Origin of the sequence: Burkholderia sp. 4NA327C6 (genome assembly GCF_005502655.1) — a bacterium.
GTDB classification, from domain to species: domain Bacteria; phylum Pseudomonadota; class Gammaproteobacteria; order Burkholderiales; family Burkholderiaceae; genus Burkholderia; species Burkholderia contaminans.
In genome coordinates this window covers 1-11,775 of the sequence record NZ_SCNZ01000093.1, presented here as the reverse complement: position 1 = coordinate 11,775, position 11,775 = coordinate 1, and the positions used below count along the sequence as shown (strand labels likewise).

The following is an 11,775-nucleotide window of genomic DNA, read 5'->3' as shown; positions in this document are numbered from 1 at the left end:
GCGGTTGGGCGGTCGCCCATGTTAGCAAGCGGAGCCTGTCAGCACGCTGACATGGGCTCGGGGGCGGTGTGATGGAAGACCGCTGCTGAGTCGGGGGGCGTATTCCGGGACGTCCGGGACGTCCGACAGATCAGACACATCCCGCGCCCCGCACACCCCGCGCGGGCGCACCCCGCCGCCGCTACGCGCGCACGACCGTCACCCCCGCCGCCTCGATCGGCTTCGTCAGCGCGGCGTCGGTTTCCTTTTCGACCACCACGGTGTGCGCCAGCGTGAGCTCGCCGATCACGAACTGCGACGCCGCGCGCAGCTTCGACTGCGACGCGAGCACGACCGTCTCGGCCGCGCGTTCGGCGAGCGCGCGCTTGATCGCCGCTTCCTCGAAATCGCCGGTGCTGAGCCCCGCGACCGGATGCACGCCCGTGACGCCCATGAAGTACAGGTCCGCGTGGATGCGCGCGATGCCTTCCATCGCCGCCGCGCCGACGGCCACGATCGAATGCTTGTAGAGCCGCCCGCCGATCAGGATCACGTCGATCGACGGATGCGCGGCGAGCGCCACCGCGACACTCGGGCTGTGCGTGACGATCGTCGCGCGCAAGTCGGCCGGCAACTGGCCGACGAGCAGCGCCGAGGTGGTGCCGCCGTCGACGATCGCCACCTGTCCGGGCGCGATCATCTCCGCGGCCCGCCGCGCGATGCGCCGCTTCTCCGCCGTTTCGAGCGTCTCGCGCTGCGCGAACGGCGCAACGGCGGGCGATGCCGGCAGCGCACCGCCATGCACGCGCTGCAGCAGGCCTTCGGCCGCAAGCTCGCGCAAGTCGCGGCGGACGGTATCTTCGGACACGCCGAATTGCGCGCTCAGTTCGACCGCCAGCACCTGGCCGTCACGCGCGAGTGCGTCGAGGATCGCTTTCTTGCGTTGAGTCGTCAGCATCTTGGTTGCACGAATTTTCTTGAAGTTGCACGAATATGCACGTTACCATGGGCGCCGTCTTTTGTCGAACCGGAGGCTGGGATGGCTGCAACGCGGGACCGTGTCCGCATCGTCGATACGACGGTGCTTTCCGATGACTGGTATGTGCTGAAGAAGGTGACGTTCGATTTCCTGCGCCGCGACGGAACGTGGCAGCGCCTGAGCCGCGAGACCTACGATCGCGGCAATGGCGCGACCATCCTGCTGCGCAACGCCGGGACGGGCGACGTGCTGCTGACGCGGCAGTTCCGGATGCCGGCGTTCGTCAGCGGGCACGACGGGATGCTGCTCGAGGCCGCTGCCGGCCTGCTCGACGACGCGACGCCAGAAGCTCGCATCCGCGCGGAGGCCGAGGAAGAGACGGGCTATCGCGTGCGCGGCGTGCGCAAGGTGTTCGAAGCATTCATGAGCCCGGGCTCGGTGACGGAGAAGCTGCATTTCTTCGTCGGCGAATACGATGCGTCGCTGCGCACCGGCGACGGCGGCGGCGTTGCGGAAGAGGGCGAGGATCTCGAGGTCGTCGAGATGCCGCTGCAGGCGGCGCTGGACGCAATCGAGCGCGGCGAAATCGTCGATGCGAAGACGATCATGTTGCTCCAGTACGTCGCGCTGCGGGAAACCGCCGGCGCGCGCACGGCATGACGCCGCTGCTCGTGCTGGTCGCCGGCCCCTATCGTAGCGGCACGGACGGCGACCCCGCGCGCATCGCCGCGAACCTGCACCGCCTGGAGGAGGCGGCGCTTGCCGTGTATCGCCGCGGCCACGTGCCGATGATCGGCGAATGGGTGTCGCTGCCGCTCGCCGTTGCGGCCGGGTCGCGACAGGTCGGCGACGCGATCAGCGAGACATTCTTGTATCCGGCCGCGCACCGGTTGCTGCGCCGCTGCGATGCCGTGCTGCGCATCGACGGTGCGTCGCGCGGGGCGGACATGGATGTCGGTCTTGCGCGGCAGCTCGGCAAGCCGGTCTACTTCGCGGCCGACGACATTCCGGTCGCGCTGGACGACTCGGATCGCTGAACAGACGGGAAGGCGGCCGGCCGTGGCGCCACCGGCCGCCGCCAGCATCGGCCGGCTGCCTGCATCCGCCGCGGCCGGGCGAGCATCGGGGCGCGCCGTTGAATCGCGCTGCCGCGCTGCGCGCGAACCGGCGTATGATCGCGACGCCACTCGAGCACCGACCGACGCTACCTCCGTCCCATCATGCCGCTTTCCGATTCCGCTGCCGCGACCACTGCTGCCGCCGCGCAACTGCCTGCCGATCTCGTCGCTTCCGCCGTCGCCGCGCTCGCGCGTGCCGACGCCTTGCTCGTGACGGCCGGCGCCGGCATGGGCGTCGATTCCGGGCTGCCTGACTTTCGCGGCACGGACGGCTTCTGGCGCGCCTATCCGGCGCTGCGCCACGAGCGTTTCGAATTCCACGAGATCGCCTCGCCGCACGCATTCCGGGCACGCGCGACGCTCGCGTGGGGCTTCTACGGGCACCGTCTCGCGCTTTACCGCGCGACGGAGCCGCATGCGGGATTCTCGATCCTCCGCCGCTGGATCGACGCGATGCCGAACGGCGGCGTCGTGCTGACGAGCAACGTCGACGGCCAGTTCCAGAAAGCCGGCTTCGATCCGGCGCGGATCGTCGAGATCCACGGTTCGATCCATGCGATGCAGTGCCTGCGCCCGTGTTCGGACGACACGTGGGAAGCGGCGCCGTTCGTGCCGGACGTCAACGAAGCCACCTGCCGCCTCGTCGGCGACATGCCGCGCTGTCCGCACTGCGGCGGCCTCGCGCGGCCGAACATCCTGATGTTCGGCGACACCGGCTGGCTCGGGGCGCGCTACGACGCGCAGGAACGGGCGCTGGAAGACTGGCTCGCGCGGGCCGGGCGCGTTGCCGTGGTCGAGATCGGCGCGGGCACTGCGATCCCGACCGTGCGCCTGCTGAGCGAACGGCTCGGCGCCGACGTGATCCGCATCAACGCGCGCGAGGCGCATGCGCGCCGTGCGGACGTGATCGGCCTGAAGGGCGGCGCGCTGGCAACGCTGCGCGCGCTCGACGCAGCCTGGCAACGCGCGTGAGCCTGAGGGCGGGCTGACGACCCGAAGGCCCCGAACGGGCCGGTTTCCCGCAGGCGGCCGCCGTTGCAGGTGCGCGGCGAATCCGCATACAGTTCAGCGTGTGCCGCCCGCGCACGCGCCACCGGCGTCCGGGAGCGGACTCGCCCCGGGCAACCGGGGGCCGGCGGCTGACTCCAGCCGCATCTTCGACCGGGAGCGCCCTTGTTCTATTCGATCGTCGCGATCTTCGTCGGCGCCGGGCTCGGCGCGCTGCTGCGCTGGTTCCTGAGTCTCGCGCTCAACGCATACTTTCCCGCCGTGCCGCTCGGCACGCTTGCCGCGAACCTGATCGGTGGCTACGTGATCGGCATCGCCGCCGTTGTGTTCACGACCCGCGTCGGGCTGCCGCCCGAGTGGCGACTGTTCGTGATCACGGGCTTTCTCGGCGGCCTCACGACGTTCTCGACCTATTCGGTCGAAGTGATGACGCATGCGGTGCAGGGCGAATTCGGATGGGCGTTTGCGGTGGCTGCCCTACACTTGACTGGATCGTTCGCGCTGACGGCGCTCGGCATGTGGACCGCGCGCGCGTGGCTCGCGGCGGCCTGAGCGTGCCGCCATCGGAGGGTGCGATGGACAAGATCTTCCTGCGCTTCTACGTGCACGAGAAGCATCGGCTGCACTGGAAGCCGCTGTGGGAATGGCTGCTGGAGGAGGCGAACCGGATGGGCGTCGCGGGCGGTTCCGCGTTTCGCGCGATGGCCGGGTTCGGCCAGCATCGCGTGCTGCACGAGGACCGCTTCTTCGAACTGCAGGGGTCGCTCGCGATCGAGATCGAATTCATCGTCACCGAGGACGAGGCGCAGCGCTTGCTCGACAGGCTGTCGCACGAGAAGGTGCGTGTGTGCTACGCGATGATGCCGGCGCGCTTCGGCGTGATCGACACGCTTGGCGCACCGCCGGCGCAGGGGCCGGCGGCGTAGGGGGCGGCGCGAGCGTCAGATGCCGAACATCGTCAGCGACACGGCGGCGCGCGTGACGATCATCAGCAGTACCTGCACGATCACGAACAGCAGGATCGGCGACAGGTCGATGCCGCCGAGGTTCGGGATGATGCGGCGCAGCGGGTTCAGGAACGGCGCGGTGAGCTGGTAGAGGATCGGCATCGCCGGCGAGCGTGGGTTGAGCCACGACAGCAGCGCCATCAGGATCGTCATCCAGATCACGAGATTGAGCGCCCACTTCACGACGGTGAGCAGCGCGACCACGACGAGCGTCGCGATCACCGAGGCCGGATCGAAGCCGGCCATCACGACCATCAGCACGACGTAGACGAGCGCGGTGAGCAGCGCGGCGACGACACTGGCCCAGTCGATGCCGCGCACGCCCGCGATCACGCGGCGCAGCGGCAGCACGAGCCAGTTGGTTGCCTGCAGCACGGCCTGCGTGACGGGGTTGTACGGTGGCACGCGGACGGCCTGCATCCAGACGCGCAGGATCAGCGCGGCGCCGAACAGCGTGAAGACGGTATTGAGCAGAAAACGGGCGATCTCGCCGAACATCGTTGGCATCCTTTTTAGTCAGTAGCGTGCGGCCGCCAACGCCGGATGGCGGCGCATCGGCCGACACATTATCACGCCTCGTCTTGCGGCGGGGAGGGGGGCGCGGCGGTGCGCGCGAGCGACGTTTCGACGGCGTCGGCGAGCGCCGGCAGCGACGCCGGCGGCGTGGCGCGCTGCGCCGCGAGCGCGATCGCGCGGCGGGTCAGCAGCGCGTAGAGCGTCGCGTGATCGCCGCCGCGCGTTTCAAGCAGTGCCAACTGGCGTTCGACGATGCCCGTGTCGCCGCGCGACACCGGGCCGGACAGCGCGTTCGCGAGCCCCTTGTCGCGCGCGGTCTCGATCGTGCCGGCCAGCATCGGCAGCAGTGCGCGCAGCGCGGCGTCCTCGTCGAAACCGAGGCCGCGCCACAGCTCGACGGCTTCCGCCAGCGCGCACAGCGCGAAGCTCGCCGCGTAGTGCGCGGCCGCGTGATAGAGCATCCGGCCGCCGGCCGGAATCGACAGCGGATGGCAGCCGAGTGCGGCAGCAAGTCGCAGCAGCGTCGCGTGCAACGCGCCGTCGGCTTCGATCGTGACCGAGCAGCCGTCGATGCGGGCGAGGTCGGCGTCGGTGCCGCCAAACAGATAGAGAGGATGGAAGCCGCCGGTGGCCGCGCCTTGCTGCTTCGCCGGATCGAGCAGGGCGACCGCCGACGCGCCGCTGCAGTGAACGGCGGCTTGCCGGCCAGCTCGTGATGCGTCGAAGTGCAGCGCCGCGGCCGTCGACGCGAGATGGTCGTCGGGTACCGTCAGGAAGATCAGGTCGGCGGCGTCGGCAACCTGTTGCGGGGTGTCGACCGCCTGGCAGCCGTCGATGCGCGCGGCGAGCGCCGCGGCCGACGCGGGCGTGCGGCTCGCGATCGCGACGACCGGAAAGCCGGCGTGCGCAAAGCGCTGCGCGACGCAGCGCGCGAGACGGCCGGCGCCGATAAAGCCGAGGCGGGGTGTGTCGGGAACGGACATGGCGGCGGGTGTAAGCGAAAACGAAGCAGCCGCCAGTATCGCAGGAATGACCGCGGGGCCGTGAAACGGCAGTTCCTGCATGGGCACGTGGCTGGCTCATCGGTATGCGGCGCTATATCGGCAAGTGTTTCACCGCCCGGCACACGGTCGATTCAAGATCACGGAACCCGACCCCGAAACATATCGTCCCGTATCCGGCTTGAAATGTCGGCATCTTGTCTCGAATTTGTAATCGTTCATTACGGTTGCGTGCCCGCTGCGCGCCGCGTATCCGGTAAGACTGACCGGCCCTGATGTTGCGACCCGACTCGCCGGACGGAATCGCGCGACCGGCAAGGGTCGCCGCAGGCGCTGCGAGCCATGCCGCACGGCGGCTTCGCCCGCGTGCAATTGCAATTTGCAACAAATGCACGACACGCGAGGGGCGGGTTTTCGCTACATTGCTTCCATGCGACGTGCATGCCCGCCGTTGCCGACAGGGGCGCACAAAATACCGCTCCAGCAGGAGAATCGAAGTGAAAAAGCTCATTCCGTTCATCGCCGCCGCCGCGCTGGGCCTGGGTGCCGCAAGCGCTGCGCAGGCTCACGTGTCGATCGGGGTCGGCATCGGTATCCCGGTCGCGCCCGCGTATCCCGTCTATGCACCGCCGCCGCCCGTGTACTACGCGCCGCCGCCTCCGCCCGTCTACTACGCACCGGCGCCGGCCTACTACGCACCGCCGCCCGCCGTGGTCGTCGGCGGCTACTATGGCCGGCCGTACTGGCACCATGGCTACTATGGTGGCGGCTGGGGCCATCACGGTTACTGGCGTCGCTGATTCGTGCCGCGCGGCCTGGGCCGCGCGTGGCAAAACGGCGCAACGTCCCGCGAGGGGCGCTGCGCCGTTTTTCTTTGGGTTGACGCCCGACTTCGATGAGTGGTGCGTGCAGGCCGGTTTCGATTACACCGCGCGCACGATCAGGTCGCGGTACCCGCCGACGATCACGCTGTACGAGAAATACGCGAACAGCAGCGCCGACGCGATGTGACACGCGCGCATCAGCCCGGCGCCCGCGCGCTTGCGGCCCTGGCTTGCGAGCGTGCACATGAAGAGTGTCCACGCGAGGCCGCCGAGGAAAAAGCCCGACAGGAACACCGATGCGGTGGCCGGCGTGGTCGCGCCGGCTTTCGCGATCAGCGCGCCGCCGACCGCCGCGAACCACAGGATCGCGCTCGGCGACGACATCGCGAGCAGCATCCCGCGCAGGAAACTGCGCCGCGCACTGGCGCGCGGCTGCGGCGTGTCCTCGGCATCGTCGCCGGCCGTCTTGGCCGGCGTGAGCGCTTCACGCGCCATCTTCCACGTGAGGAACAGCAGCACGGCGCCGCCGCCGATCCATACGATCCAGCGCACCGGCTCGAACTGCAGCAGCACGGCCATCCCGCCAAGTGCGAGCGCCGCATAGACGAGATCGCCGACGCACGAGCCGAGACCGAGCCAGAAGCCCGGCCGGAAGCCGTGCGACAGCGTCAGCGACAGCATCGCGACATTGACGAGGCCGATGTCGAGACACAACGACAGCGACAGAAAGAAGCCGTCAGACAGCATGGAGGCGGGCGGAAAGGTCATCTTCGGGGTTCGTGTCGCGATGGCAGTCCACGGGCCGGCAGGCGCCGGCCGCATGGCGTCAGAGGCCGATCTCCTGCCAGAGCCGGTCGACGCGCGCCTTCACGGCCGCATCCATCTCGATCGGGCGGCCCCATTCGCGGCTGGTCTCGCCGGGCCACTTGTTGGTCGCGTCGAGGCCCATCTTCGAACCGAGGCCGGCCACCGGCGACGCGAAATCGAGATAGTCGATCGGCGTGCTGTCGACCATCACGGTGTCGCGCACCGGGTCGACGCGCGTCGTGATCGCCCAGATCACTTCCTTCCAGTCGCGGATGTTCACGTCCTCGTCGACGACGACGATGAACTTCGTATACATGAACTGCCGCAGGAAGCTCCACACGCCGAACATCACGCGTTTCGCGTGGCCCGCGTAGCTCTTCTTCATCTGGACGATGGCCATCCGGTAGCTGCAGCCTTCGGGCGGCAGGTAGAAGTCGGTGATCTCGGTGAACTGCTTCTGCAGCAGCGGCACGAACACCTCGTTGAGCGCGACGCCGAGCACTGCCGGCTCGTCAGGCGGCTTGCCCGTGTAGGTCGAGTGGTAGATCGCATCGCGGCGCATCGTGATGCGCTCGACGGTGAACACCGGGAACCACTCCTGCTCGTTGTAATAGCCGGTGTGGTCGCCGTACGGGCCTTCGAGCGCGTGCTCGTACTTGGCGGACGCATTGCCGGCCGGGCGCGGCGGTGCGCCGGCCGGAGCCGGAGCGGGGGCGCCTTCCTGCGGATAAATGAAGCCTTCGAGCACGATCTCCGCGCGTGCGGGCACCTGCAGCGTGTCGACGCCGGGCGTCAGGCACTTCGCGAGCTCGGTGCGGCTGCCGCGCAGCAGGCCTGCGAACTGGTACTCGGACAGCGAATCGGGCACCGGCGTCACCGCGCCGAGCGTCGTGGCCGGATCGGCGCCGAGCACGACCGCGACCGGATACGGCTTGCCGGGGTTCTGCAGCGCGAATTCGCGGAAGTCGAGCGCGCCGCCGCGATGCGCGAGCCAGCGCATGATCAGCTTGTTGCGTCCGATCAGCTGCTGGCGGTAGATCCCGAGGTTCTGCCGCGACTTGTTCGGCCCGCGCGTGACCGTCAAGCCCCACGTGACGAGCGGCCCCGCGTCGCCGGGCCAGCAGGTCTGGATCGGTAGCCGGTTCAGATCGACGTCGGCGCCTTCCCAGACGATCTCCTGGCACGGCGGCGACGACACCGATTTCGGCGCCATGTCCCACACGGCCTTCGCGAGCGACAGCAGCTTGCCGGCGTCCTTCAGGCTCTTCGGTGGATCGGGTTCCTTCAAGGCGGACAGCAGGCGCCCGAGATCGCGCAGCGAATCGAGCGCGGCGTCGTCGCCCGCATCGACGCCCATCCCGAGCGCGACGCGGCGCGGCGTGCCGAACAGGTTGCCGAGCACCGGGAAGTCGTAGCCGGTCGGCGCGTTGAACAGCAGCGCAGGGCCGCCGGCGCGCAGTACGCGGTCGCACAGCTCGGTCATTTCGAGCACGGGCGACACGGGCTGCGTGACGCGCCGCAGCTCGCCGAGCGCCTCGAGGCGCTGGATGAAATCGCGTAAGTCTTTGTATTTCATGAAGATGGTCCGGGCCACCCGCCAGGCGGGCAGCGATGGGTGGGCGCAGCGGCCGGCTGCGACCCCGAATCGACCGACGATTTTACCCGCGCTGTCGCATGCCCGCCCGACGGAGAAAAAAGTCGACCGCGCGCAAACCCCCTACGGCACGGGACTTGCGATCTGAAGAGTGCTCGCAAATTACTTTTTGTTATGATTTCAAGGTTTTATAGTGTTGACGATCTATAAAACCCTGCTAGAATCCGCTCACATTGGCTGCAGGGTAAAAGGCTTCGAGCCGCCAATCACCGATCTTTGACGCAGCGCGTCACCGTCCGCCGAATCCTGCACGGCGTATCCGACGGCATTAGTCGTAGTCTCAGCCAGCGCCACCAGACGCTGGTTTTTTGCGTGGGTGCCACCGCGTATGCCCGCCTCGCCCATTGTGCGAAGGTGCCGGCCCTCTTACACCGTGGCCTCGAACGGTACTTATACCGTTTCCCCGATGCTTGCACGCCCCAACCAAAGCGTGCGGCGTCGTGATTCCGCGGCGCGTTACCTGTCTCGCCATCGAGCTGAGCGAGCCGCACGAGTCATGTTCATGGGAGATGATCTGAATGAACGCTTGGTTATCGTGGCGTCCTAGTGAGCAGCATGCGCAATTCGTGCGCAGCATGCTGCGTCGCGGGACGCGTGTCAGTCACCATCTATTCAGCGTTGTCGGCTGTCTCGCTGTCGCAGTTGCGCTTGCACTGTGGCTGCTGCCAACCGTCCGCGGCACGCTCGCCGCGAAGCTGATGCCGGTCGTATCCGCGGCCGTGCAAGCCGGCCCGGCCCGTCTGCTGACCGGCCATCCGCTGCCGAACTTCGCGCCCGCCGGCGCGCAGCCGCAGCAGGAAGACAACAGTCCCGAAACGGACGCGCTTGCGGTCGGCCTCGACGTCGCACCGGAAGCCGCCGCCGCGCAGGGCGATGCGTCCGATCCGGCCCGCAACGGCCCGTCGCCCGTCGCGCTGGCGAAGCTGATCCCGACCCAGCGCGTGGCGGCCGATGCGCGTGACGACCGTGCGCTCGCATCGAATCGCGAACAGGCGCTCGTCGCGACCTACCTGTCGCGCCGTTACCGCGTCGCACAGGAGCCGCTCGGCCAGCTCGTCAAGGCTGCGTTCCAGACCGGCCGTGACGTCGGCCTCGATCCGCTGCTGCTGCTGTCCGTGATGGCGATCGAGTCGGGCTTCAACCCGTATGCCGAAAGCGGCGTCGGTGCGAAGGGCCTGATGCAGGTCATGTCGAAGGTCCATTCCGACAAGTTCGAGTATTTCGGCGGCACCGATACCGCCCTGCAGCCGCTCGCGAACCTCCAGGTCGGCGCACTCGTGCTGAAGGACTGCATCGCACGCGGCGGCTCGCTCGCGAACGGCCTGCGCCTGTACAACGGCTCGACGAACCCCGACGACAACGGCTACGGTTCGAAGGTGATGGCCGAGCGCGGTCGCCTGCGTGACGTCGCGCGTGGTCGTAGCGTGCCGGTCAACGCGCCGCAGGCGCCGGCGAAGCCGATCGTCACGGCCGCCGCCGTGACGGCAGCCGCAGGCGGCGCTAAGCGCGTGCATGCGACGCTCGAAACGTCGGCGAAGTCGACGGCATCGAAGGAAGCCCCGTCGCAGGACGACGCCAGCGTCGATACCGCGAAGCAGTCGCACGGCGATCGTTCGGAGCTTGGCGCGTAACTTGCCCACGGCTCCAGCCGGCAGGACATGAAAAAGGCACCCGGATCGGGTGCCTTTTTGCTTTTGCGGTGGGCGGAGTGGCCGCCGCGCAGGCCGCGTGTCAGTGTTGTCCGAACAGCGTCGCGAGCCGGTCGACCGCTTCCTCGAGCCGCGAGTAGGCGGTCGCATAGGACAGGCGGATATAGTCACGCGGCGCATGGACACCGAAGTCCATGCCGGGCACCAGCACGACGCCCGCGTCGTGCAGCATTGCCGTCGTGAGCGCGGCGCTGTCGCCGGCCGCAGGGTGGGCGACGCCGCCGCAGTGCGCATACACGTAGAACGCGCCGTCCGGCATCACGGGCACCGTGAAGCCGAGCCGTTCGAGCGCCGGTGCGATGAAATCGCGACGGCGCTTGAATTCGAGCCGGCGTGCTTCGTAGATATCGAGCGCGGCCGGCTCGAAGCACGCGAGCGCCGCGTGTTGCGCGAGCGCCGACGGGCAGATGAACAGGTTCTGCGCCAGCTTCTCGAACGTGCCGACCAGCGCGGGCGGCACGACCAGCCAGCCGAGCCGCCAGCCCGTCATGCTGAAATACTTGGAGAAGCTGTTCACGGTGACGACGTCGTCGCCGAACGACAGCGCCGACACGGGCGCCGCGTCGTAGCTGAGCCCCTGGTAGATCTCGTCGACGATCGTGAAGCCGCCGCGTGCGCGCACGGCTTCGACGATCCGTTTCAGCTCGTCCGGCTCGAGCGATGTGCCGGTCGGGTTCGACGGCGACGCGAGCAGCACGCCGCGCGTGCGGTCGCCCCAGCGCGAACGGACGTCATCCTCGGTGAGCTGGAAGCGCGCATCCGGGCCGCTCGGCACGAGCACCGCGCGGCCTTCGGCCGCCGCGACGAAGTGCCGGTTGCACGGATACGACGGGTCGGGCATCAGCACCTCGTCGTCACGCCCGACGAGCGCGAGGCACGCGAGCAGCAGCGCGGCCGACGCACCGGCCGTCACGACGATCCGTTCCGGGCTGATCGTGAGGCCGTAGGCGCGTGCGTAGTGCGCGGCGATCGCCTCGCGCAGCGGTGCGATGCCGAGCGCGCTCGTATATTGGGTGACGCCACGGCGCAGCGCGGCCGCGGCCGCTTCGACGACCGGCTCCGGCGCAGTGAAATCCGGCTCGCCGATGCCCATGTGGATAACATCGCGCCCTGAGGACTCGAGACGCTGTGCCTCCTTCATCAGTTCCATCACGTAGAAGGGCTGGGTCTGTC

Annotated in this window: 13 protein-coding genes; 7 read left to right on the top strand and 6 right to left on the bottom strand. The window is 68.6% G+C overall.

Features of this window, described 5'->3' with window-relative positions; genetic code table 11:
* Positions 1 to 181 precede the first annotated feature (181 nt).
* Positions 182 to 937, bottom strand: a complete 756-nt coding sequence (locus tag FFS49_RS41115) for a DeoR/GlpR family DNA-binding transcription regulator (RefSeq protein ID WP_105817578.1) — start codon at positions 935 to 937, stop codon at positions 182 to 184.
* Positions 938 to 1,018: 81 nt separating this feature from the next.
* On the opposite strand from FFS49_RS41115, the gene FFS49_RS41110 reads away from it, so the two are divergent.
* The 5 genes from FFS49_RS41110 to FFS49_RS41090 all read left to right on the top strand — a co-directional run bounded on the left by FFS49_RS41110 (position 1,019) and on the right by FFS49_RS41090 (position 4,010).
* A complete protein-coding gene (locus tag FFS49_RS41110) occupies positions 1,019 to 1,618 on the top strand; it encodes an NUDIX domain-containing protein (RefSeq protein ID WP_105817577.1) in 600 nt (199 codons plus the stop codon).
* The gene (locus FFS49_RS41105; protein WP_105817576.1) at positions 1,615 to 1,995 is read left to right on the top strand and encodes a DUF4406 domain-containing protein; all 381 of its coding nucleotides are present in this window, start codon (positions 1,615 to 1,617) and stop codon (positions 1,993 to 1,995) included. The genes FFS49_RS41110 and FFS49_RS41105 overlap by 4 nt, the downstream gene beginning before the upstream one ends.
* Positions 1,996 to 2,178: 183 nt before the next feature.
* Positions 2,179 to 3,048: a Sir2 family NAD-dependent protein deacetylase gene (locus FFS49_RS41100; protein WP_105817575.1), complete on the top strand. Its 870-nt coding sequence runs from the start codon at positions 2,179 to 2,181 to the stop codon at positions 3,046 to 3,048.
* Between the two features lie 201 nt (positions 3,049 to 3,249).
* Positions 3,250 to 3,636, top strand: coding sequence for a fluoride efflux transporter CrcB (crcB, locus tag FFS49_RS41095; protein ID WP_071334077.1), 387 nt, complete (start codon positions 3,250 to 3,252; stop codon positions 3,634 to 3,636).
* A 23-nt stretch (positions 3,637 to 3,659) separates the two neighbouring features.
* Positions 3,660 to 4,010: a DUF190 domain-containing protein gene (locus FFS49_RS41090; RefSeq protein WP_046546300.1), complete on the top strand. Its 351-nt coding sequence runs from the start codon at positions 3,660 to 3,662 to the stop codon at positions 4,008 to 4,010.
* A gap of 15 nt (positions 4,011 to 4,025) precedes the next feature.
* Here the strand turns inward: FFS49_RS41090 and FFS49_RS41085 are convergent, their stop codons facing one another.
* Together FFS49_RS41085 and FFS49_RS41080 are read right to left on the bottom strand one after the other, a co-directional pair.
* Positions 4,026 to 4,589, bottom strand: a complete 564-nt coding sequence (locus tag FFS49_RS41085) for a YggT family protein (RefSeq protein WP_039371016.1) — start codon at positions 4,587 to 4,589, stop codon at positions 4,026 to 4,028.
* A gap of 71 nt (positions 4,590 to 4,660) precedes the next feature.
* The gene (locus FFS49_RS41080) at positions 4,661 to 5,590 is read right to left on the bottom strand and encodes a DUF2520 domain-containing protein (RefSeq protein ID WP_105817584.1); all 930 of its coding nucleotides are present in this window, start codon (positions 5,588 to 5,590) and stop codon (positions 4,661 to 4,663) included.
* A gap of 515 nt (positions 5,591 to 6,105) precedes the next feature.
* Between FFS49_RS41080 and FFS49_RS41070 the strand changes: the two genes are divergently transcribed.
* Positions 6,106 to 6,408 carry a hypothetical protein gene (locus FFS49_RS41070; protein ID WP_039371021.1) on the top strand — a complete coding sequence of 101 codons (303 nt, stop codon included), beginning with the start codon at positions 6,106 to 6,108 and terminating at the stop codon, positions 6,406 to 6,408.
* A 123-nt stretch (positions 6,409 to 6,531) separates the two neighbouring features.
* Here the strand turns inward: FFS49_RS41070 and FFS49_RS41065 are convergent, their stop codons facing one another.
* The gene (locus FFS49_RS41065) at positions 6,532 to 7,200 is read right to left on the bottom strand and encodes a LysE family transporter (protein WP_105817573.1); all 669 of its coding nucleotides are present in this window, start codon (positions 7,198 to 7,200) and stop codon (positions 6,532 to 6,534) included.
* Positions 7,201 to 7,258: 58 nt separating this feature from the next.
* Positions 7,259 to 8,815: a UbiD family decarboxylase gene (locus FFS49_RS41060; protein WP_105817572.1), complete on the bottom strand. Its 1,557-nt coding sequence runs from the start codon at positions 8,813 to 8,815 to the stop codon at positions 7,259 to 7,261.
* A gap of 596 nt (positions 8,816 to 9,411) precedes the next feature.
* On the opposite strand from FFS49_RS41060, the gene FFS49_RS41055 reads away from it, so the two are divergent.
* Positions 9,412 to 10,524, top strand: coding sequence for a lytic transglycosylase domain-containing protein (locus FFS49_RS41055; protein ID WP_039371029.1), 1,113 nt, complete (start codon positions 9,412 to 9,414; stop codon positions 10,522 to 10,524).
* 100 nt (positions 10,525 to 10,624) lie between these two features.
* Here FFS49_RS41055 and FFS49_RS41050 read toward each other — a convergent pair.
* On the bottom strand, positions 10,625 to 11,775 hold a 1,151-nt coding region (locus tag FFS49_RS41050), incomplete at its 5' end, for a pyridoxal phosphate-dependent aminotransferase (protein WP_137951073.1).